We start from the raw sequence: 21,357 nt of genomic DNA on the forward strand, positions 1-21,357 counted from the left end.
CCATCCTCTGATGAAAGAAGCGTACCATTCTTTTCAGTCAAATACTCTCATTGAACTAACCGATTTTGGTTCTTTTGGTTGAGAGGCTTGTCGCGCTTATTTTTTCTTTTTACTCAATTCTTTCAGCTTCTGCTGCAAAGCACTCAACTGGTTGTCGTCCCAAGGCGAATTGCGACGGAAACTTGTAAATTGAATGTCTTCTTGATGTCGATGAATCGTTTTTTCTGTTTTTTCTAGCATTTTGTACAACTCTCTAGCAGAGGTTCGCAAGGCACCCTGTGAAAAGACGACCCACTGTTCTGCCAAATCACTGGTGGCTACAGTGACTTGCGTCAAGCGATCATTCAATTCTCCAGCCACTCGTTCAATATAGCTGTCTGCCGTTTCTCCTTCTTCAGTAAAAACGACTTCTAATTGATATTTCGTGTAGTTTTGTGTGATGCCAGGAACTAGCTGGGCATCAAAGACCACAATGACTCGGAGCCCTTCATATTTTGCATAGTTAGACAAACGCTGTAGCAAGGCTTCTCTGGCATCTTCCATACGGTCTTGTTTTTTTAGCAGAACCAGTTCAGGCCAGGCGCCTATCATGTTGTAACCATCTACGATCAACAACTGTGATTTCATCGGTCTACGCCTCTTTGACGAAAGGCTTCATACATCAATAGTCCCGCAGCTACCGAAGCATTCAGACTCTGAACATGGCCAGTCATCGGAATCGTCAGCATTTCATCGACTTCTTTTTTCAAGCCTTCGCTCATCCCACGACCTTCGTTCCCAATGATTAAGGCGATCGAACCTTGCGCATTCCATTTTGAATACGTCGTTCCTTCCATATCCGTTCCGAAAATCCAAAATCCCTTGGCTTTCAATTCCTTGATCGCCTGATTCAAATTCGTCACTCGAGCTACGGGGACATGTTCAACTGCTCCTGTTGATGTTTTGACAACGACGGGAGTGATCCCGACTGCCCGATGCTTCGGAATGATCACGCCATCTACACCACTAGCATCTGCGGTTCTTAAAATCGACCCAAAATTATGAGGATCTTCCAAATTGTCCAAGAGCAAATAAAACGGATTTTCCTTGCTTTGATCAAGCAGCTCAGATAAGGTCAAATATTCATAAGGGGTGATCGCCAAGATCAAGCCCTGATGAACTCCCTGATTACTCATTGTATCCAGTTTTTGCTTAGGAACCCACTTGATCGGAACAGACAGTTCACTTGCCAACACCTTCAGTTCATCGATTTTTTCTCCTCGAGCATCTTCAGAAGCAAACAGCTTATTGCCGCGACCTTGCTTCAGGGCTTCCATGACCGCATGATGACCAAAAACAAAGTTCTCTTCGATCTCCTCTTGTGTGCGAACATTCGCTTTGTCTTCCCGAGGTGTTTTTTGTCGACGGTTGTCTTTTGTTCTATCGTTCACGCGCGGTTTGCGCTTCTTTTGATCGTTTCCGTAACGTTCTCTCATTTTTTTCACCTTACTTTTCTTTCATTTCTGTCACAACCTGATCAATACACCACTGGATCAGCTCTTCCAGCCGTTCTTTTTGCTCAGTCAAATGAAGATAACCCATCAGCGCTTCAAATCCAGTAGAAATCCGGTAAGTGGTGATGTCCGCATTCTTGGCACTTGTGTGACTCTTGCTGTTGCGACCACGACGATAAAAATTTTCTTCTTCCTCAGTCAAGATCGCCGCTTCCAACATCGCCTGAACCAGTGATGCTTGGGCTTTCGCTGAAACAAAATGGGTCGCCATCCGATGCAGCTGATTCGGACGCGTTTGTCCCTGAGAAACCAGATAGTCGCGAATATATACTTCATAGATCGCATCACCAACGTAAGCTAGCGCTAAACCATTCAATTGTCGGTAATCTCTCATGCTTCTCGTCTCCATCGTGTTCCCTGCGGTGTGTCTTCCAAAACAATCCCTTGTTCCTTCAACAAATCGCGAATCTCATCGCTGCGGGCAAAATTCTTTTCCTTCCGTGCTTGATTGCGTTCCGCAATCAAAGCGTCCACGTCATCATCTAGCAATTCTTCTTGGAAAACGACCCCAAAAATTTCTAGCAACTGACTAAAATTCGCACGGGCTTTTTCTAAAACCGCACGTGAAACATCGGCTTGTTCGCTGTAAGTATTGAGCCATTTCGCTAGTTCATAGATCACCGTGATCCCATTAGCCGTATTGAAGTCATCGTCCATTTCTTCGGTAAAACGATCGACTAGCACCTGTAATTCCGCCTGTTTCCCTTGGTCATCACCTAGGGACTCTTTGGCATCTGCTAAACGAAAGCCAGCATTTTCATAGGCATTGCGTAGGCGCTGCAGATTCGTTGCCGCTTCCTTCAAAGTCTTCTCACTGTAACGGATCGGGCGACGATATTGCGTCGTTGCCATAAAGAAACGCAACACCTGTGGATCCATTTGTTTCACCATTTCATGAACGGTCACAAAATTACCTAGGGATTTACTCATCTTTTCATCGTCTTCACCGATCGTGACATAGCCATTGTGCATCCAATAGTTGGCAAAGGTTTTTCCTGTTTTGGCTTCGCTTTGGGCGATTTCATTCTCATGATGCGGAAACTCCAAATCCTGACCACCACCATGAATATCGATCGTATCCCCTAGTAATTTCGTTGCCATGACCGAGCACTCGATATGCCAGCCCGGGCGTCCTTTGCCCCAAGGTGAATCCCAAGAGATTTCTTCTGGCTTCGCAGATTTCCACAAGGCAAAATCCAACGGGTCTTCTTTGATCTGCTGTTCCTGTCCTGTTCGCTGGCTAGCACCAACTTCCAGTTCATCAATCGATTGATCACTTAGTTTTCCGTAGGTGGCAAATTTGCGTGTGCGGTAATAAACATCACCTTCTGCTGCATAGGCATATTCTTTGTCGATCAGCACTTGAATAAAGTCGATGATATCATCGATATGGTCCATGACCCGTGGATGCGAGCACGCCGGCTTCACATTTAAGGCTTGAGTATCTTCCTCAAAGGCTTGGATAAAACGATCAGCTACTTCAGGTGCAGTAATTTCTAGTTCCTTGGCTGCACGAATAATCTTGTCATCGACGTCAGTAAAGTTTGAAACATAGTTGACCTCATAGCCACGAAATTCTAAATAGCGACGAATCGTATCAAAGGAAACCGTACTACGGCCATTACCAATGTGGATGTAGTTGTAGACCGTCGGACCGCAGACATACATTTTTACCTTGCCTTCTTCTAACGGATGAAATTCTTCTTTGGTTCTATTTAATGTGTTGTAGATCTTGATCATCTTTAATTTTCTCTCCCTTCCAGCGTACCACCTTAGCTGGCACTCCGACTGCTGTCGTATCAGCAGGAATATCATGCAAAACCACCGCTCCTGCGCCAATTTTTGCTCGCTCGCCGATCGTGACAGGCCCTAGGATCTGAACATGAGCTGAGATCAACGCGCCTTTTTTGACCGTTGGATGGCGTTTGGTCTTGTGTTTACCAGTTCCGCCTAGCGTAACATTGTGATGCAGGATCACGTCATCTTCCACTTCCGCTGTTTCTCCGATCACTAAGCCCATGCCATGATCGATAAAAACACCTTGTCCGATTTTTGCTCCTGGATGAATTTCGATTCCCGTAATGAATCGCCAAAATTGAGCATTCATTTTTGCCAGTAAATACCACTGATGCTGATAGAGGAAATGAGAGATGCGATGCCAAAATAAGGCATGGATCCCCGGATAGGTCAGTAAGACTTCCGCTGTCGATCTAGCAGCTGGATCATTTCTTTTCGTCGCTTCTACCGCGCGCTTCAACCAACTCATGTTTGTTCACCTTCTTTATTTGTTTTTTTCATTACGTAAGAAAGCGCCTTTCAAATAGGTTTCCCTATCTAAAAGACGCTTTGGGCGTGGTTCCACTTTTATTTACAGACTGATGCTCTGTCTGCCTCAGATTCGCGTAACGTGCATTGCCGTCTCTGATTTTCGTCAGAGCCACTCCCAGATGCATTTCCAATTCCTTTTTGATTGCTTCCACCACCCGCAATCTCTCTTTAAAAAAGGAGCTTTGTACTTCGTCTGTTCTTCGTGTTTTTTATAATACTTGATTCAAATGTGCCAATGCTTTTTCTTTGCCTAATAATTCGATCGTATCTGGCAACTCTGGTCCATGGGTTTGCCCTGAGACAGCCACACGGATCGGCATGAATAGGTTCTTACCTTTGATGCCTGTTTCTTTTTGAACAGCCTTGATCGCTGCCTTGACAGTCGGTGCATCCACGACATCCATTGCTTCTAGCTGTGCTTTGAATGCTGCCAGTACAGTCGGTACAGTTTCACCAGCTAGGACTTCTTTAGCGGCATCATCCAAGGTAGGATGTTCATTGAAGAACAAGCTAGAAACATCCACGATTTCTGCAGCATAGCTCATTTGTGGTTGATACAGGCTAACTACTTTTCTGAACCAGTTCAAACGTTCGGTCGTTGGATTTTCTTCCATTAAACCTTTTTCTACAAGATAAGGCAAGCACATTTCTGTCAAAACATCCAAATCCAGCTGTTTCATGTAGTGATTGTTGATCCATTCCAGCTTTTTCGCATCAAAAGCTGCGGGTGACTTGCTCAAACGATCCACATCAAACATCTCAATGATCTCAGATGGTGTGAACAATTCGTCTTCTCCCACCGGTGACCAACCAAGTAACGCGATAAAGTTGAACATTGATTCTGGTAAGTAACCTAGTTCACGATACTGTTCAATAAACTGTAGGATCGTTTCATCCCGCTTGCTTAGTTTTTTCCCTGTTTCGGAGTTGATAATTAAGGTCATATGTCCAAATTGTGGCACTTTCCAACCAAATGCTTCATAAATCATCATTTGTTTTGGCGTGTTGGCAATGTGATCATCTCCACGTAGGACATGGCTGATTTTCATCTCATGATCATCAACTGCTACCGCAAAGTTATAGGTTGGCATACCATCACGTTTTTGAATGACAAAGTCACCACCCACGTTGTCTGATTCAAAGACGATTTCGCCTTTGACCATATCATCAAAGCGGTATTCTACATTGCGTGGGACACGGAAACGAATCACGGGAGTAATGCCCGCCGCTTCTTTTTCCTGTTGTTCTTCCGCTGTCAGGTTCGCACATTTTCCGCTGTAGCGAGGGATCTCCCCACGAGCACGCTGCGCTTCACGTTCGGCTTCCAGTTCTTCTTCTGTACAATAGCATTTGTAAGCACGGTTGCTAGCCAAAAGCTGATCGATCAGTGGTTGATAGATTTCTTTACGTTCTGACTGACGGTAAGGTCCGTAATCACCTGGATTTGCCGGTGATTCATCCCAGTCCATGCCTAACCATTTCAAATTTTCCAGCTGGCTTTTTTCGCCGCCTTCAATGTTGCGTTTTTGGTCAGTGTCTTCAATACGAATAATAAATTCTCCGTCATTGTGACGCGCAAATAAATAGTTGAATAATGCTGTTCGCGCATTGCCAATGTGTAAATGCCCTGTTGGACTTGGTGCGTAACGTACACGTACTTTTGTCATTGTCATCTTCCTCTTCTTTCAAATGCAATTTCCACTTATTTATTTCCTCTGAAATGAAATTGCTGTATAGCTAGAATTGTACATTTAATATGGCGATTAGTAAAGCCAATGGCTAGGAGAATCTACTTTTTTCCCAAATTCACTGACAAAACCTAGAACTTATGTAAATAATGCTCAGTCAAGTCCATAATCCTGTGTAAAATACTATCCAATCACTAAAAAAGGAAATAAGTAACAAAAATTTACAGCTAACTATTAGAAATGACGTAGCAAATTTAGAGGGCTCTGAACGTGAAAAACGAAGGTATATGATTTCTCTTTTGTACGCAGAGGGAGACTATCAAGAAAAATTAAAACGTCATATGCAAGACATGATTGGAGAAATCTCTTTAGAGAAACTAGAAGCAGTCATTCAAACTATTTTGAAAAAGCAAGGCATTAAAATTACCGATTACTCTATGAATAATATTGTGCTTCACTTTGCCATTAGTATTGAGAGAATCCGTCAAGGAAATGTACTAGATTTTACAACAGGTTATCGACTAGAACAAGATTCAGCAGAATACTATCTGACACAAGAAATTACTGAATTACTGAGAAAAGAGTATCACATCGAATTTACAACGATGGAAATTCAGCAGTTATCGTTGTTATTTGTAGGATTACAAAACGAATACCTCACAAATACAAATGAAAATGAGTTGTCTAGTTTTGTAGAAGATAAAATCATTACCGCTTTACAAGAAAGTTTAGATAAAGTCAAAAAAATGTATTTGATTGATTTACAGACACCCAAACTATTTAACAAATTAGCTATCCATCTTCAAAGCTTGTATGATCGTTCGCAATACGAACGATATACAAGAAATACGGGCTTATTAGATATTAAAACAGCTTATCCATTGGTATATGATATTGCTGTTTATATTTCGATGTTGATTCAGGATAAGTTGTCTATTTGGTTCAATGATGATGAAATTTCTTTCATTGCCTTGCATATAGGTGTTTACCTAGAAAGCTGTAAAGATGACGGACCAGAAGTTAAACTTGTTGTAGAGATCGATCGATACTACAATATCGAAGAAGTCATTACTCAAAAATTAAAAAAACAACTAAATGAAAATATTAGTGTACAACTTTTTGATTCTAAAAAGACGGCTGTAGAGGACTATGATGTCTATCTCACTACCCGCGAAAGAGCAGCAGAAATGTCTGGAGCGATCTATGTACATCCTATCTTGACCAGAAAAGACATTGAACTAATTGAAAAACGGATTCGTTTAAAGAAAAAAAGTATCTGGCGTAAACGGATGTTTGATCTGATAGATTCCTTCATTGTAGAACATCTATATTTTAATCAATTTGCTTCATCGACAAATACACCAAAAAGTATTCGTAAAAAAATGGTTGAACAAATGGTGAAATACGATGTGATAGATCAAAGTTTTGAAATTAAAATGGAAAAAAAGGAAGAGTTATCTTCTACAAGTTTTCCTTCAGGAATTGCCGTCCCTCATTTTATTGAGCAGAATGCAAACAAAAGTGGGATCTCAATACTGACCCTACAAGATTATTTGAAGTGGGACGGATACTCCGTAAATTTAGTTGCTTTAGTTGCTATTTCTCAAACAGATTCTAAGGATTTCAGCGATTTTTTTGAAACATTTATTGAAGTTGTTTCCGATCCTATCAATGTAAGACAGTTAGCACATTCAGACAGTTTCGAGGAATTTGTAATTCGATTGAAAACAATGATCGGAAATGAGGAGTAGGTGTCATCAACAAAAATAAAATGGAGGAAAAAAGCAACGTAAATGATTTGCTTTTCCTCCATTTTTTGTCTGTCTATTTCAAAATAATTGACAGGACTCAATAGGGCATATGGTCATTTTCTCCCCTCCTTCTCGTTCCTCTTTCCTCTATCATGACAACCTCCCCTTTTTAGCGGCAGCAGTGTTATAATATATCTAAAAAGAACGGAGGAAAGGACATGACTAGCTATACTTTAGATCAGTTGGCACGCTTGATCGACCATACAAATCTGCATCCCACAGCTTCTGAAAAGGATATGGAGCTTCTCTGCCAGGAAGCCCACAGCTATCACTTCAAAATGGTGGCGATCAACCAAGTACAAACCAGTAAATGTCAGCAATTACTAGCGAACACAGACATTGGCATAGGCGCAGCCATCAGCTTTCCACTGGGTCAAACCAGTATCGAGTCAAAAATATTCGAAACAGCAGATGCCATCAAAAATGGGGCGACTGAGATCGACTACGTCATTAATCTGACAGCTGTCAAAGACCAAAACTGGAGCTATCTCCATCAAGAAATGGCGGAGATCGTTGCTGTTTGCCGTCAAAATGAGGTCACTTCCAAGGTGATTTTTGAAAATTGCTATTTAACAGACGAGGAAAAGATCAAGCTCTGCGAGATTGCTAAGCTAGTACAGCCGGACTTTATTAAAACTTCGACGGGCTTTGGTCTGTCGGGAGCAACGATCGAAGATGTCCGTTTGATGAAGCAGCATGTTGGCGATCAGGTGAAAGTCAAAGCGGCCGGCGGCATCCGAGACGCAGAAACTTTCAAAAAAATGCTAGCAGCAGGTGCTGAACGAATCGGTACCAGTGCGGGCATCGCGATCATTGATGAACTAAAAAATGAATTACTGATTGCAGAAAAAAACACCTTAGAGGTTTCCTGACAATTGACTTCCCTCTTCTGCTAATAACATTTGAAAGGAACACACGCTCTGTACACCTTTCCTCGGATCTCAAAGAATTTTGGCTACTATTTCATGGAATAATCGAAAAAGATCCAAACCTATCTTGCTTAGGTTTGGATCTTTTTATGTCTGTTCATTTATTTACTGTCGATTCCGCGACCTGAATGAGCTGGCTTCGCAAAGATCATTCGTCCTGCAGCGGTTTGCAAGGCACTCGTCACGACGACTTTGATGCGTTCGTTCATGTAATGCTGACCATCTTCCACAACGACCATGGTTCCATCATCCAGATAGGCGACACCCTGTTGACGCTCAGTCCCAGCTTTAACGACAAGAACTTCCATCGTTTCTCCAGGGATAACGACTGGTTTGACGGCATTAGCCAACGCATTGATATTCAGAACTGGGACATTTTGGAATTCCGCAACCTTGTTCAAGTTGTAGTCATTGGTCACAACGACACCATCCAACAATTTTGCTAGCTTCAGCAATTTGCTGTCGACTTCAGAGATATCTTCAAAATCACCATCATACATCTCAACGGTAATACCTTCTTCTTTTTGCAAAGAATTCAAGATATCCAAGCCCCGACGTCCCCGTACTCGCTTCAGGCTGTCCCCTGAATCAGCGATGTATTGCAATTCATACAAGACAAAGTTCGGGATCAACAGAACACCTTCTAAAAAGCCAGTTTTGGCAATATCATAGATCCGACCATCGATAATCACGCTGGTATCTAAGATCTTGTACTTATGGAAGCGGTCCTCGACTTTACGTTCCAGCATTTGCTGTTCGGTTTGCGGCTCGGTCTTTTTATTTTTGGATGTAAAGATTTTCTTCCATTCTTCAATCCGTGTGGTTCCGATCTGCAAGCCTAAATAACCTAACAGAACCATCACTAAAATCGGTGCCACACTGTTGATAAACGGGACCTGCCAATTATAAAGTGGGATAGAGACGATCACGCCGATCATCAGACCGATGATCGTTCCGATTGCTCCAAATAATAAATAGGTGAGACTGAACTCACTCAATTTCTTTTCGATTTTTTGAATACCAGCTGAAACATAGCTTGCCACCAGCAAAGAAAATAAATAAAAAATAAGGGCACCTACTACGCTGTTGGTTACTGTATTGTTCAGCCAGTCATTGTTCTGTTGTCCGATGGTATTCCAGGCAAGGGGCAGTAAAGAAACGCCGATGCTTGCTCCAGCAAGTACCATCAAAACAGTAATGACACGTTTTTGCATACTTCATCCTCCAATTCTACATTCAGTATGGTTCATTCTCTCATACTGAATGTCTTTAATCTATTGTCTTTCCTTTTTCTTAACGAAATACTCGTTTTAACGCTTCATCCAAGGTTGCCACACCCACGACCTTGATGCCTTTGGGTGGTTCCCAGTTGACCAAATTATTTTTTGGGAGATAGACTTTTTTGAAGCCTAGTTTTTGAACTTCTTTGACACGCTGTTCGATCGCATTGACCCGGCGAATTTCACCGGTCAGACCGATCTCACCAATAAAACATTCCGTCGCATCGGTGCCTTTTTCACGATAGCTGGAAGCGATACTGATCGCGATCGCCAAATCGATTGCTGGTTCATTTAATCTTACACCACCAGCAGCTTTGAGATAAGCGTCCTGGTTTTGCAGCAACAGACCCGCGCGTTTTTCCAGCACAGCCATGATTAGTGAGACTCGATTAAAATCCAGTCCCGTCGTTGTCCGTTTGGCATTGCCGAACATCGTCGGTGTGACCAGTGCCTGGATCTCTACCAAAATCGGTCGACTACCTTCCATCGCCACCACGATCGCCGAACCAGTGGCTCCTGCCAAACGCTCTTCTAGAAAAACTTGTGATGGATTGGCGACTTCTTGCAAACCGCCTTCTAACATCTCGAAAATCCCGATCTCATTCGTAGAACCAAACCGGTTTTTGACTGCCCGTAAAATCCGAAAGCTCTGGTGCTGTTCCCCTTCAAAATAAAGAACGGTGTCAACCATGTGCTCCAGCATTCGCGGTCCAGCGATCGAGCCTTCTTTGGTGACATGACCAACGATAAAAATCGCAATGCCGTTAGTTTTGGCGATCTTCAACAGTTCCGCCGTCGTTTCGCGCACTTGACTGACACTACCCGCGACACTGCTGATGTCCGGCTGCGTCATGGTTTGAATCGAATCGATGATCACATAATCGGGAGAAAGAGTTTCGATCGAACGACTGATATCCTGCATGTCTGTCTCGGCATACAGATAAAATTCATTGTCGACAACACCCAAACGCTGGGCACGCATCTTGATCTGTTCGGCACTTTCTTCACCTGAGACATACAAGACCTTGCCGCCAGTCGCTGCCAGCTGCTGTGACACCTGCAAAAGCAAGGTCGATTTCCCAATTCCCGGGTCGCCCCCCAACAGCACCATCGAACCTGGAACGACACCGCCACCTAAAACCCGGTTCAATTCATCTAGCTGTGTTTTGACACGTGGCTCTTTCTTCGGAACAACGTCCGCTAGTTTGGTTGGTTTCATTTTTTGTCCAGTCAAGCTGGTTCGTATCCGGCGGTCAGATGTGTCCTGAATCTTTTCTTCCACCATGGAATTCCAGCTGTTACACTGAGGACATTTTCCTAAATATCTTGGGGAGATGTACCCACAGTGCTGACATTCAAAATGTGTTTTTACTTTTTTTGCCATTAGGGGCCACCTCCTTATCTATTATTCATTCGATGAACCGAATCCACCTGTTCGTTCACCAATCGATTCATCATGATCCGCTTTTAAAAATGGTAGGAAAATCCCTTGTCCAATGCGTTCGCCTTTTTTGATCGTCACATCCCGCAAGCCAAAATTGGTAAATTGGAACATGATATGTCCTTCGTTGGCATCATTGTTATAATAATCACTATCAATCACCCCAACACCGTTACTTAAGACTAAAAAACGTTTCAAAGGATTGCTAGAGCGATTGGCCAACTGTAAAAACTCATCTTCGCTCATATACGCCTTGATCCCTGTCGGTACAAGAACCGGTTTGATTTTCTTTTCAACTGCTTGATCGCTACGGATCGTTCGAGAGAAAAGTTGCTTCCAAATACTTGGTATTACCACATCTTCTGCGGCTTCGAAGTCATAGCCTGCCGCATGGTGTGTAGCCCGTACTGGCAAATTGATCTCTTTTTTTTCAAAACTTGTGACGCGTTCAAATCCTCTTTTTTTCATGATGGCCCTCCAATAAATATTAGGTCTATTTTACCACAAATTCGCAAAAATGCTGAAAATTTCCTCCCTTTCTTTCAAAACCACTCAGAACTTACTCAAACAAAAAAACTTGCTGGATTCCTCCGGCAAGTTTTGGTCCTTCTTAAAAATCGTCTTTCTCAAAAACGAGCTCTCTGTCTTTGAATTTGATCACAAAGGTCAGCTCTTCCTGCTGTTCCGTATTCAAGACCCAAGCCCATGAAAAACCGCCTTCTCCAACATCATCAAAAGGCATTTTCAACAATTTTTTTGGTGTAAGCTCCACCACATAGGAGCCGTCTTCATTGACGGTCACTTTGGAAGTCACTTTTAAAAAGCCAGTTTTAGGTTTGGAAAAATCTAACAACAGCTGCTCATCCGCTATTTTTCTGGTGACATCCACTTCGTCAGAGCGTAAGGGTTGTCCAACAGCATACAGATAGGCAGCTCCCGAAAATACCAAGCCCACTAGCAACAGGATCACAGCCAGACGCTTGGTAAAACGCTGTCTGACTTTTTTTAGAAAATCGATCTCTTGTACCTCGACTAGCTCCGTTTCTGTCTGGACAGGTGTGATCAGCTGTTGATAGTAGGCTTCACATTCTGGACAGCCTGCCAAATGCTGCTGGATATCCCTCGCTGTCTCCTCACTCACCAGTCCTTCAATATACATTGGCAGCAAATCTTGGACAATATGACACGTTAACATTTACAGCCCCTCCTTTAATTTTGTTTTGGCTCGGTAGAAAGTGACCCTTGCCCAATTCTCACTTTTGTTTAAGATCCGTCCGATGTCGGCAAAACTCAGTTCTTCCGAAACACGCAGAAAAACGACTTCCTTCATCGGCGTTTGTAAACGGGCAATCCTTTGATACAAAAGATCTCGCTGATTCTCTTGGATCAAATGCTCTTCTGGAGACAAGGCCTTGTCTGCCAAAGTATCTGTCCACTCTGCCGCAGGATATTTCTTCTTTTTGTCCACATACTGATACCAGATATGACGGGCGATTTGACACAACCAGACACTGACCTTGCAAGTTCCGTCGTAACGCTCGATAGAATACAACGCCCGATAAAAAGTTTCCTGTGTTAATTCTTCTGCTAGCTCCTGCTGATGACACAAACTATACAAATAACGATAGACCGTTTGAGCATGCTGCTGATACAATTGCTTCATTTCTCGTGACACTTTCTCACCCCCTTACTCTATATATCCTAAAAAGAGCCATTTTGTTACATTTTTTCTTTCTTTTTTTATTTTGCCATTAATTTTTCAGAATTTTATAAGAATTTACATGACGAAAGTACTTTTTGCTAGTACAATAGAAGCACTATAAAAAAGTGTCGACAAAGAGGTGTCATATGCGAGAAAAATTAAAGGACGCAAAACGAATCGTCATAAAAATCGGGACAAGCTCTCTGCTCTATCCCAATGGCAATATCAATCTGGCAGGAATCGATGAGCTGGCGTTTGTACTAACTGATTTAAGAAACCGTGGCAAAGAAGTCTTGCTGGTTTCCTCAGGAGCAATCGGGATCGGTATGAATAAACTAGGTTACAGAAACCGTCCTGCTTCGATCCCCGAACAGCAAGCGATCTCTGCTGTCGGACAAGCACAGATGATGGCGATCTACAATCAGCGCTTCGCCACATATAGTCAGCAGACCGCACAAGTCCTGCTGACAAGAGACGTGACTGATTTTCCAGAAAGCCGCACCAATGTAATGAATACACTGGAGCAGCTACTACGAATGAATATTATCCCAATCATCAACGAAAACGACACGGTCGCTGTCGATGAACTAGATCACTTCACCAAGTTTGGTGACAACGATCAGCTATCTGCCATCGTTTTACAGTTGACCAACGCCGACTTATTGGTGATGCTGTCAGATATCAACGGCTTTTATTCAGACAACCCTAGCACCAATAAAAATGCCCGACTGTATTCACGAGTGACAGAATTAACAGATGATCTGTTCTCACGTGCAGGAGGCAAAGGCAGTCAGTTTGGAACTGGCGGAATGTATAGTAAATTAAAAGCAGCTCAGCGTGTTTTAGATCATAACAGTGGCATGGTTTTAGCCAATGGCAAACGACCGAAAGTGATTCTGGATATTTTGGATGGTAAGGACATCGGAACATTCTTTAAGGGGGAATGAACATGACAGATTTGATTCAATTAGGAAAACAGGCCAAAGAAAGTGCCTATCAGCTTGGACTACTAGATACAGCAACGAAAAATCAGTTATTAGAAAAAATGGCGGACGCTCTGGAAGCTAACAGCGCAGCTATTTTAGCAGCCAATGACAAAGACTTGGCGAAGTCAGACGATTACGGGATCAAAGAAACAATGAAAGACCGCTTGCGCTTGACCGAAGCGCGGATCAAGGAAATGGCAGAAGGCATTCGTCAAGTCATCCAGTTGCCTGATCCAATCGGTGAAGTGGAAAAAATGTGGAAAAATGCGGACGGCTTGATGATTGGTCGCCAGCGTGTCCCACTAGGTGTAATCGGGATCATCTATGAATCTCGTCCCAACGTCACCACGGATGCTGCCAGCCTGTGTTTCAAAACCGGGAATGCCGTAATTCTTCGTGGTGGTAAAGAAGCCTTTTATTCCAATCAAATATTGGTAAAAGTCCTTCAGGATACGCTGAAAGCCAATGACCATTCGCCTTATGCGATTCAATTCATTGACGATACCTCGCATGCGGTAGCCAATGAAATGATGCGCCTAACCGAGTATCTTGACGTGTTGATTCCTCGTGGTGGTGCCGGACTGATCCAACGTGTCAAAGAGACAGCCACCGTTCCAGTCATCGAAACTGGAACAGGAAATAATCATGTTTATGTAGATAAAGAAGCGCAATTACAAATGGCGATGGACATCGCGATCAATGCCAAAGTCCAACGACCTTCTGTCTGCAATGCGATTGAGACCTTACTAGTCCATCAGGATGTTGCTGAGATCTTCCTACCTAAATTGGAAGCCGAGTTGGACGGTCAAGTCGAGTTCCGTGGAGATGAACGTGCCTTAGAGTATCTGACCACCGCGCAGCCAGCAACGGAAGAAGACTGGTCCACTGAATTTTTAGATTACATCCTTGCTGTAAAAGTCGTTGATTCAATCGAAGAAGCGATCGGACACATCAACCAGTACAACACAAAACATTCAGAAGCAATCGTCACAGACAATTATTTTGCTTCACAAAAATTCTTGAAAGAAGTCGATGCAGCCGCCGTCTATGTCAATGCTTCAACACGTTTTACCGATGGTTTTGTCTTCGGTTTTGGTGCAGAGATCGGAATCTCTACTCAAAAACTGCATGCCAGAGGACCAATGGGCTTGCCAGAGCTGACCTCAACGAAATATATTGTATATGGCGATGGACAGGTCAGAGGCTAAAATTCCTTCTTAAGACGGATGTTTTTGTCTTCTATGTTTGATAAAGTAAGTGTAAGAAGAAAACAGGAGGACAAAATAATGAATAAAAACAATTCTACTCTAGAAAATATTTTTAAAATAGTTGGTTTCTTAGTGATTGCAAGTTTAGCGATTCGAATCGTTTTTGCTTTATTAGGCGGATTGTTTTATGTCGCATTTACATTTGGCATCCCGTTACTGATTGCGATCGCTCTTGTAAGCTGGTTGACAAACAGACCGAAAAAGAATTCTCGAGACTATTGATAAAAAACTGGCTCTTCGGAGATCCAGCTCAGACTGTAGATAGAGTCCAAGAAATTGGCTCAAATCTACAGTCTTTTTTTTACAATTAGAGTGGGAATGAATTTAAACTAGAGAGCTTGATATTGCAGTATAAATTATACTTTTATCTTCGTTTGAATGAGTTACTTGAAAATGAGTACTATGTAGAGTGAACAATGGTTATTAATATTAATAGTTAAAAATTAATTGATTCAGTTTTACTGGACATATGTTTGTTTTGGTGGACATTTGATGGTGTAATGTCCATGAAAACAATTGATTAAATGACCGTGTTTCTATTGCTTATAATTAGAACACTCTCTATTTTAGTAGGTTCTTTTTTGCATATTTGACTGATATTCTATATATTTACAGTAGAATAATTGTTAAGTGAGGAATAAAAGTGAAAATTGGTTTACGTACAATCAAAACTGGATTAAGTGTCTTTCTTTGTATCCTGATCAGTATTCTTTTTCATCGGGAAACCTATATTGTTTCTGCTTTGACAGCAGTTTTCACCTTAAGAGAAGATATGATGAACACCTTTAAATTTGGCAAACATCGTGTAGCAGGAAATATTTTTGGCGCATTGTCCTCCTTGGTGGCAATGTTTCTTTTCAACTTCTTTGGCGATGGACAAATGATCCAGCTGATCGTCATGCCTCTGTTGATTGTCTTGCTGATCACCTTGCTCTCTCATTTTGGTTTTCAGGAAGGAACTGTCGGTGCCTGTGCCACCTTGATGACGATTCTCTTTATGATTCCAACGACTGAATCCTATAGCTATGCTTGGGATCGCATCGTTGACAGCTTTATCGGAATGGGTATCGCGATCGGTGTCAATCATGCTTTACCAAACAAAAATTCAGCACAAAAAGACTTGGGCGTCCATTAATGAAATGGCGACCCAAGTCTTTTTTTATCCTCTTTCTGTTAGTTCCTTTAACAACTCGTTTTTTCTCGCAATAATTTCTGTGAAATCTTCTGCGCTACTTGGTATTGCTAAAGTTTTTAATTCTTGGGCAAGTACACTGACTTTACTCGGTATATCCAATGCTAGACAGCACTCAAGCTGTAAAACTTTTGCTTTATAAATCATTGCTTCTGTCAAAGGTTCTTGTGAACGATTCAAAGCCGCAGAAATTAAGTTGTTGGCTGCGGAAAAATCTTCTTTTGAATAGGCATATCGATAGGCTTGCGCGTAAGCTTTTTCAAAACGGCTACTTAAATTTTTGACCCGATCTTCTTCTTCGTCCATTAATTTTTGTGAATCTCCCAGAGGCTGACCGATCGTCACTGTGTTTCCACATGGATCTGTGATATTGACACGCACATCCTCTGCCGTTCGATTCAGCCTTGAAAATCGTGGTTTCCCTTTTGTTGGGATTTTTCCATAATACTCTTTCAATTGACTTTTTAATTCTTGATAGACACTGGTGATATCCTCCACCACAATAAAACAACCGCTTTGATGACCTTCCGAAAATTCTTTGTCACCAAAAAAACCAATCTCAACCAACTCCTCTTTTTTCATTGAAGCATAACGATAAGGTGCTTTTTGATAATAAACCATCTCAAATCCTAGTGCTGTGTAGAAGGACAAGACCTCATCAAACTCTCTGTATGGTGCACTGTACAATGGAATCACTGAACTGCTCATAGAATCTCCTCCTTTTTAGTTTCTCAACCTTACCAAAATTCTAGGAGACTTTCCTATAAAAAGTTCTCAAAGTTTCACGTGAAACAAATAATGTAATTTTCAGTGGTAATTTTCCGTTATTCCGGAGCAATTGGACCACAATTAATGAACTGAAATTCTCCAATCTCGAATGTTTCTTTCTTTTGATTCAATACTTTTTGAACCATTTGTCTGCTTTCAATAAACTCATCGGTTACTTTTACAAAAAATTGCTTGTTTTCTTGTGAAACGAGATAAAATTCCTTGTCCAAATTTTTTAAACTATTGATAAGATCTAAAATTCCAGATGGCGTATCTGTCAACAGAAGCAGTAAGAGATCCATGCGTTTTTCTCCCTTGGTACTTTTCTGTAAACCGACTAAGGTATGGATTGTCCCCTTCGGAAATTTTTCACGCACGATGTGATCCTTGATTCCTTTTTTTCTTTGCTTGCCATATTTAGAAAGATCAATCGCTTCTTTGATGATTGATTTTTCAACGGTCTCTCCATCATTTAATAAATAATCGACACTGACACTCAACAATTGTGCAATTAATTTTAAATTTTCAATATCCGGTAGCCCTGTTTCGGTTTCCCATTTAGTGACTGCCTGACGGGACACCATCAATTTATTTGCCAATTCTTCTTGGGTCAATCCCGCTTCTTTCCGCGTATCTTTGATTTTTTCACCTAATGTACTCATGCTCTCCGCCTCCAAAAAATGCTTTCTCCTATTGCTATCTTTATTTTACTTTTATAGCAATATTTAGCAAGTCACGTTCGCTATCCTATAGGCAACGATGCGTAGCATGCTGATTTCAAGCCTTTTTCAAGACATTTATGACAAATAAAAAAACTAGCAACCCAAAGGCTACTAGCTCCTATTCTCTTATCCCAACGCCACATCCAAAATCATCATCATAACAAAACCTAACATCGTACCAAAGACGCCATAATGCGTTCCCTCTGTAGAAGACTGTTGGGCTTCTGGAATCAATTCTTCCACCACCACATAAATCATCGCCCCCGCGGCAAAAGCCAAGGCATACGGTAGAATCGCTTCCATACTGGCAACTAAAACGGCACCGATCACTCCAGCGATTGGTTCAACGATCCCTGAAGCTTGTCCGTGGAAAAAGGCTCGTCTACGACTAAGTCCTTCTTGTTGTAAAGGAATCGAAACCGCGGCTCCTTCTGGAAAGTTTTGGATCCCGATTCCGATCGCTACGGATAAGGCTGCTAAAATAGCTACTCGAGGATTATCGGCATTCGCTGCTGCACCAAAAGCCACCCCAACCGCTAGTCCTTCTGGAATATTATGCAGGGTAATCGAAAAGACCAGTAAAATCGTGCGTTTAAAATGACTCGGTATCCCTTCTGCTTCTTTTTGACCAAAATGGATATGAGGCAAAATCTTATCGGCGGCAAATAAAAACAAACCACCGAAGGCAAAGCCAATACTGACAACTAACCACGGAATGTCTCCTCTTTCCGTCGCCCGTTCGATCGCTGGATCAAGCAAGGACCAAAAACTGGCTGCGATCATCACCCCTGAAGCGAAGCCCAACATACTACTTAATACATTTCTATTAATACTTTTAAAGAAAAAAACCAAACCAGCTCCTAAAGCTGTCATAAAATAGGTAAAACCTGTACCTACTAAAGCCTGCTGCCAAGGCTGTAAAGAGACAAGCCAATCAATCATTTTCATTCCTCCACTTTTTCCTGAAATATCTATTATTGCTTACATTTTAAGGTTCACCATAAGAAATATCAAGGAAAGGGGACAGAAAACCTGAATTTCATCGCAATACCTTGAAACTTTTGACTATCACCGATATAATGCTAGGAGACCTCGGTCTATAAAGAATACAATTAAAAGTGAGGAAAAGAATTGATTACAGTAAGTGATGTTAGTTTGCATTTTTCAGATCGCAAACTTTTTGATGATGTGAATATTAAGTTTACACCCGGAAATTGCTATGGTTTGATCGGTGCAAATGGTGCTGGTAAATCAACCTTTTTAAAAATATTATCCGGAGAGCTCCAACCGTCGACAGGAAACGTGACACTAGGTCCTGATGAACGTATGGCTGTTTTAAAACAGAACCACTTCGACTACGAAGACCATACCGTGATCGAGACAGTAATCATGGGTCACAAACGTTTGTATGATGTAATGAAAGAAAAAGATGCGATTTATATGAAACCAGATTTCAGCGATGAAGATGGAATTCGCGCCGCAGAATTAGAAGGCGAATTTGCCGAATTAGATGGTTGGGAAGCAGAACCTGAAGCGGCTGTCTTACTACAAGGCTTGAACATTCCTGAAGAATTGCACCAACTGCAGATGAGTGAACTAACTGCCGGACAAAAAGTGAAAGTATTGTTAGCGCAAGCTCTATTTGGTAAGCCTGACGTTCTCTTACTAGACGAGCCGACCAACGGACTAGACATTCAATCGATCGCCTGGTTAGAAGAATTTTTGATCAATTTTGAAAATACCGTAATCGTTGTTTCCCATGACCGTCATTTCTTGAACAAAGTATGTACGCACATGGCTGACCTTGATTTTGGAAAAATCAAACTCTATGTCGGAAACTATGATTTCTGGCTAGAATCTAGTCAGTTAGCTGCCAAATTACAATCACAATCCAATGCGAAAAAAGAAGACCAAATCAAAGAATTACAAGAATTTATCGCACGTTTCTCTGCGAATGCTTCTAAATCTAAACAAGCAACTTCTCGGAAGAAAATGTTGGATAAAATCACGTTGGATGATATTCAACCCTCTTCTCGTCGTTACCCATTCGTTGGTTTCAAACCAGAACGTGAGATTGGGAATGACTTATTGCAAGTCGAAGATGTGAGTGTTACGATCGATGGCAAAAAGATTTTAGACAAGGTTTCCTTTACCTTGAACAAAGAGGACAAAGTAGCTTTCATCGCCAACAACGATATCACCACGACGACTTTATTCAAAGTCATCATGGGTGAATTGACTCCTGATTCAGGAAGCGTTCGTTGGGGTGTAACGACCAGTCACTCTTACTTACCAAAAGATCCAAGTGCGGAATTTGATAATGACTTGACAATTCTGGACTGGTTACGTCAATATGCCAACAAAGAAGAAGATGACAATACCTTCTTACGTAGTTTCCTAGGAAGAATGTTGTTCTCTGGTGACGAAGTATTGAAGAAAGTCAATGTCTTATCTGGGGGCGAAAAAGTTCGTTGTATGTTGTCTAAAAACATGCTTTCTAAAGCCAATGTATTGGTTTTAGATGATCCAACCAATCACTTGGACTTGGAATCAATCTCCGCATTGAACGAAGGTTTAATGGCCTTCACAGGTTCATTGTTATTTGCTTCTCATGACCATCAGTTTATTCAAACCTTAGCGAATCGAATCATTGTCGTCTCTGCAAATGGTGTTGTGGACCGTGCAGAAACCACTTACGATGATTTCTTAGAAAATGCTGATTTACAAAAACGTGTTGCCGCTTTGTACGAATAGTAAAAAACGTCTTGCCGAGTGCGGTGAGACGTTTTTTCTTTTTTAGTGTATATCATTTTCACTGGATTTTCTGATCAGACAGCTCCTATCAACAAGTCTCTACCATAAATTATCTTCCAGAACATGTTACAATGAACTCACTCCAACAGAAAGCAGGGATAGCGATGGAATGGAATGCTCAACAGTACGATCAGCAGCATGATTTTGTGACAACTTATGGGAAAGATCTTTTGACTTATTTACCTTCTGCACCAAGTAAAGTCTTGGATATTGGCTGCGGAACAGGAGGATTGACCCAAGAGATCGCTCAACAGGGGCACCGCGTGACGGGGATCGATCCTTCAGCAACGATGATCCAACAAGCACAAGCTTTGTTTCCAGATGTTCACTTTCAGCAAGCAGATATTTTGGACTTTCACGCAAATAATTCCTTTGATGTTTTGTTTTCCAATGCTGTTTTTCATTGGATCCCTCAGCAGGAGGCTCTGCTACAGCACTGTCGGCAGATTTTAAAAACAGGCGGTACACTCCTTTGCGAATTTGGCGCGCAGGGCAACATACAACAAATCGAGCGAGCCTTTATCGAAGAGCTTCATAAAATCGATGTCAGTTATCATTCTCCCTTCTTTTTTCCTTCAGTGGAAGAATATCGGGTTTTGCTAGGGGAAGCGGGTTTTGAAATCCTCCATTTGGTCGATTATGATCGTCCAACTGTGTTAAAAGACCAGCGAGCAGGACTTCGACATTGGATGGCGCAGTTTTTTGCGGACGATTTGGAAAAGCTGTCTGCCGAAGAACAAACAACTCTTTTCCAAAACGTGGAAAAGAAGCTAGAGAAATTCTTGTGGAAAGCAGACCACTGGGAAGCTGATTACCGTCGGCTTCAGTTTGTAGCGAAAGCCAACTAATACACCTTGCAAGATATGATCGATCAA

The 21,357-nt window shown here is 41.9% G+C and carries 22 protein-coding genes and 1 other annotated feature; of the genes, 8 read left to right on the plus strand and 14 right to left on the minus strand.

The window, feature by feature from the left end; translation table 11 throughout:
• Window positions 1–96: 96 nt before the first annotated feature.
• From ACWODM_RS04025 to gltX, 6 genes are all read right to left on the minus strand, one after another.
• Window positions 97–627, minus strand: a complete 531-nt coding sequence (locus tag ACWODM_RS04025) for an NYN domain-containing protein (protein ID WP_455320087.1) — start codon at window positions 625–627, stop codon at window positions 97–99.
• On the minus strand, window positions 624–1,475 hold the full coding sequence (gene rlmB, locus ACWODM_RS04030; RefSeq protein WP_455320088.1) for a 23S rRNA (guanosine(2251)-2'-O)-methyltransferase RlmB: 852 nt from the start codon (window positions 1,473–1,475) through the stop codon (window positions 624–626). Before rlmB ends, ACWODM_RS04025 begins: the two co-directional genes overlap by 4 nt.
• 10 nt (window positions 1,476–1,485) lie before the next feature.
• Window positions 1,486–1,887, minus strand: coding sequence for a Mini-ribonuclease 3 (locus ACWODM_RS04035; RefSeq protein WP_455320089.1), 402 nt, complete (start codon window positions 1,885–1,887; stop codon window positions 1,486–1,488).
• Entirely contained in the window at window positions 1,884–3,293 is a 1,410-nt protein-coding gene (gene cysS / locus ACWODM_RS04040) for a cysteine--tRNA ligase (protein ID WP_455320090.1), read from the minus strand. The genes ACWODM_RS04035 and cysS overlap by 4 nt, the downstream gene beginning before the upstream one ends.
• Complete coding sequence (gene epsC, locus ACWODM_RS04045) at window positions 3,265–3,819, minus strand: serine O-acetyltransferase EpsC (protein ID WP_455320091.1); 555 nt, start codon at window positions 3,817–3,819, stop codon at window positions 3,265–3,267. The genes cysS and epsC overlap by 29 nt, the downstream gene beginning before the upstream one ends.
• Window positions 3,820–3,887: 68 nt before the next feature.
• Window positions 3,888–4,091 (minus strand) — a binding site (T-box leader).
• On the minus strand, window positions 4,091–5,548 hold the full coding sequence (gene gltX, locus ACWODM_RS04050; RefSeq protein ID WP_455320092.1) for a glutamate--tRNA ligase: 1,458 nt from the start codon (window positions 5,546–5,548) through the stop codon (window positions 4,091–4,093). Its footprint overlaps the feature before it by 1 nt.
• A 308-nt stretch (window positions 5,549–5,856) precedes the next feature.
• On the opposite strand from gltX, the gene ACWODM_RS04055 reads away from it, so the two are divergent.
• Entirely contained in the window at window positions 5,857–7,320 is a 1,464-nt protein-coding gene (locus ACWODM_RS04055) for a BglG family transcription antiterminator (protein ID WP_455320093.1), read from the plus strand.
• A 218-nt stretch (window positions 7,321–7,538) separates the two neighbouring features.
• Window positions 7,539–8,252 carry a deoxyribose-phosphate aldolase gene (gene deoC / locus ACWODM_RS04060; RefSeq protein ID WP_455320094.1) on the plus strand — a complete coding sequence of 238 codons (714 nt, stop codon included), beginning with the start codon at window positions 7,539–7,541 and terminating at the stop codon, window positions 8,250–8,252.
• Between the two features lie 158 nt (window positions 8,253–8,410).
• On the opposite strand, the gene ACWODM_RS04065 is transcribed toward deoC, so the two are convergent.
• The 5 genes from ACWODM_RS04065 to ACWODM_RS04085 all read right to left on the minus strand — a co-directional run bounded on the left by ACWODM_RS04065 (window position 8,411) and on the right by ACWODM_RS04085 (window position 12,705).
• Window positions 8,411–9,523, minus strand: a complete 1,113-nt coding sequence (locus ACWODM_RS04065) for a PIN domain-containing protein (RefSeq protein WP_455320095.1) — start codon at window positions 9,521–9,523, stop codon at window positions 8,411–8,413.
• A gap of 79 nt (window positions 9,524–9,602) precedes the next feature.
• Complete coding sequence (radA, locus tag ACWODM_RS04070) at window positions 9,603–10,973, minus strand: DNA repair protein RadA (protein ID WP_455320096.1); 1,371 nt, start codon at window positions 10,971–10,973, stop codon at window positions 9,603–9,605.
• A 21-nt stretch (window positions 10,974–10,994) separates the two neighbouring features.
• Window positions 10,995–11,498: a dUTP diphosphatase gene (locus ACWODM_RS04075; RefSeq protein ID WP_455320097.1), complete on the minus strand. Its 504-nt coding sequence runs from the start codon at window positions 11,496–11,498 to the stop codon at window positions 10,995–10,997.
• 142 nt (window positions 11,499–11,640) lie between these two features.
• Window positions 11,641–12,225 carry a zf-HC2 domain-containing protein gene (locus ACWODM_RS04080; protein ID WP_455320098.1) on the minus strand — a complete coding sequence of 195 codons (585 nt, stop codon included), beginning with the start codon at window positions 12,223–12,225 and terminating at the stop codon, window positions 11,641–11,643.
• The gene (locus tag ACWODM_RS04085; RefSeq protein ID WP_455320099.1) at window positions 12,226–12,705 is read right to left on the minus strand and encodes an RNA polymerase sigma factor; all 480 of its coding nucleotides are present in this window, start codon (window positions 12,703–12,705) and stop codon (window positions 12,226–12,228) included. It lies immediately after the preceding gene.
• A 173-nt stretch (window positions 12,706–12,878) separates the two neighbouring features.
• Here ACWODM_RS04085 and proB point away from each other — a divergent pair, with 173 nt between their 5' ends.
• The 4 genes from proB (at window position 12,879) to ACWODM_RS04105 (ending at window position 16,121) form a co-directional block, all read left to right on the plus strand.
• A complete protein-coding gene (gene proB, locus ACWODM_RS04090; RefSeq protein WP_455320100.1) occupies window positions 12,879–13,679 on the plus strand; it encodes a glutamate 5-kinase in 801 nt (266 codons plus the stop codon).
• 2 nt (window positions 13,680–13,681) lie between these two features.
• Entirely contained in the window at window positions 13,682–14,926 is a 1,245-nt protein-coding gene (locus ACWODM_RS04095; RefSeq protein ID WP_455320101.1) for a glutamate-5-semialdehyde dehydrogenase, read from the plus strand.
• A 78-nt stretch (window positions 14,927–15,004) separates the two neighbouring features.
• Complete coding sequence (locus ACWODM_RS04100) at window positions 15,005–15,208, plus strand: DUF7554 family protein (RefSeq protein WP_455320102.1); 204 nt, start codon at window positions 15,005–15,007, stop codon at window positions 15,206–15,208.
• A 415-nt stretch (window positions 15,209–15,623) separates the two neighbouring features.
• Entirely contained in the window at window positions 15,624–16,121 is a 498-nt protein-coding gene (locus tag ACWODM_RS04105) for an FUSC family protein (protein WP_455320123.1), read from the plus strand.
• Window positions 16,122–16,145: 24 nt separating this feature from the next.
• On the opposite strand, the gene ACWODM_RS04110 is transcribed toward ACWODM_RS04105, so the two are convergent.
• From ACWODM_RS04110 to ACWODM_RS04120, 3 genes are all read right to left on the minus strand, one after another.
• Entirely contained in the window at window positions 16,146–16,886 is a 741-nt protein-coding gene (locus tag ACWODM_RS04110) for a hypothetical protein (protein ID WP_455320103.1), read from the minus strand.
• Between the two features lie 116 nt (window positions 16,887–17,002).
• A complete protein-coding gene (locus ACWODM_RS04115) occupies window positions 17,003–17,608 on the minus strand; it encodes a helix-turn-helix domain-containing protein (protein ID WP_455320104.1) in 606 nt (201 codons plus the stop codon).
• 186 nt (window positions 17,609–17,794) lie between these two features.
• Window positions 17,795–18,610, minus strand: a complete 816-nt coding sequence (locus tag ACWODM_RS04120) for a ZIP family metal transporter (RefSeq protein ID WP_455320105.1) — start codon at window positions 18,608–18,610, stop codon at window positions 17,795–17,797.
• A 189-nt stretch (window positions 18,611–18,799) separates the two neighbouring features.
• Here ACWODM_RS04120 and ACWODM_RS04125 point away from each other — a divergent pair, with 189 nt between their 5' ends.
• Together ACWODM_RS04125 and ACWODM_RS04130 are read left to right on the plus strand one after the other, a co-directional pair.
• Complete coding sequence (locus ACWODM_RS04125; protein ID WP_455320106.1) at window positions 18,800–20,422, plus strand: ABC-F family ATP-binding cassette domain-containing protein; 1,623 nt, start codon at window positions 18,800–18,802, stop codon at window positions 20,420–20,422.
• Window positions 20,423–20,586: 164 nt separating this feature from the next.
• A complete protein-coding gene (locus tag ACWODM_RS04130) occupies window positions 20,587–21,330 on the plus strand; it encodes a class I SAM-dependent methyltransferase (protein WP_455320107.1) in 744 nt (247 codons plus the stop codon).
• Window positions 21,331–21,357: the final 27 nt, after the last annotated feature.

Source organism: Enterococcus olivae (genome assembly GCF_053760925.1).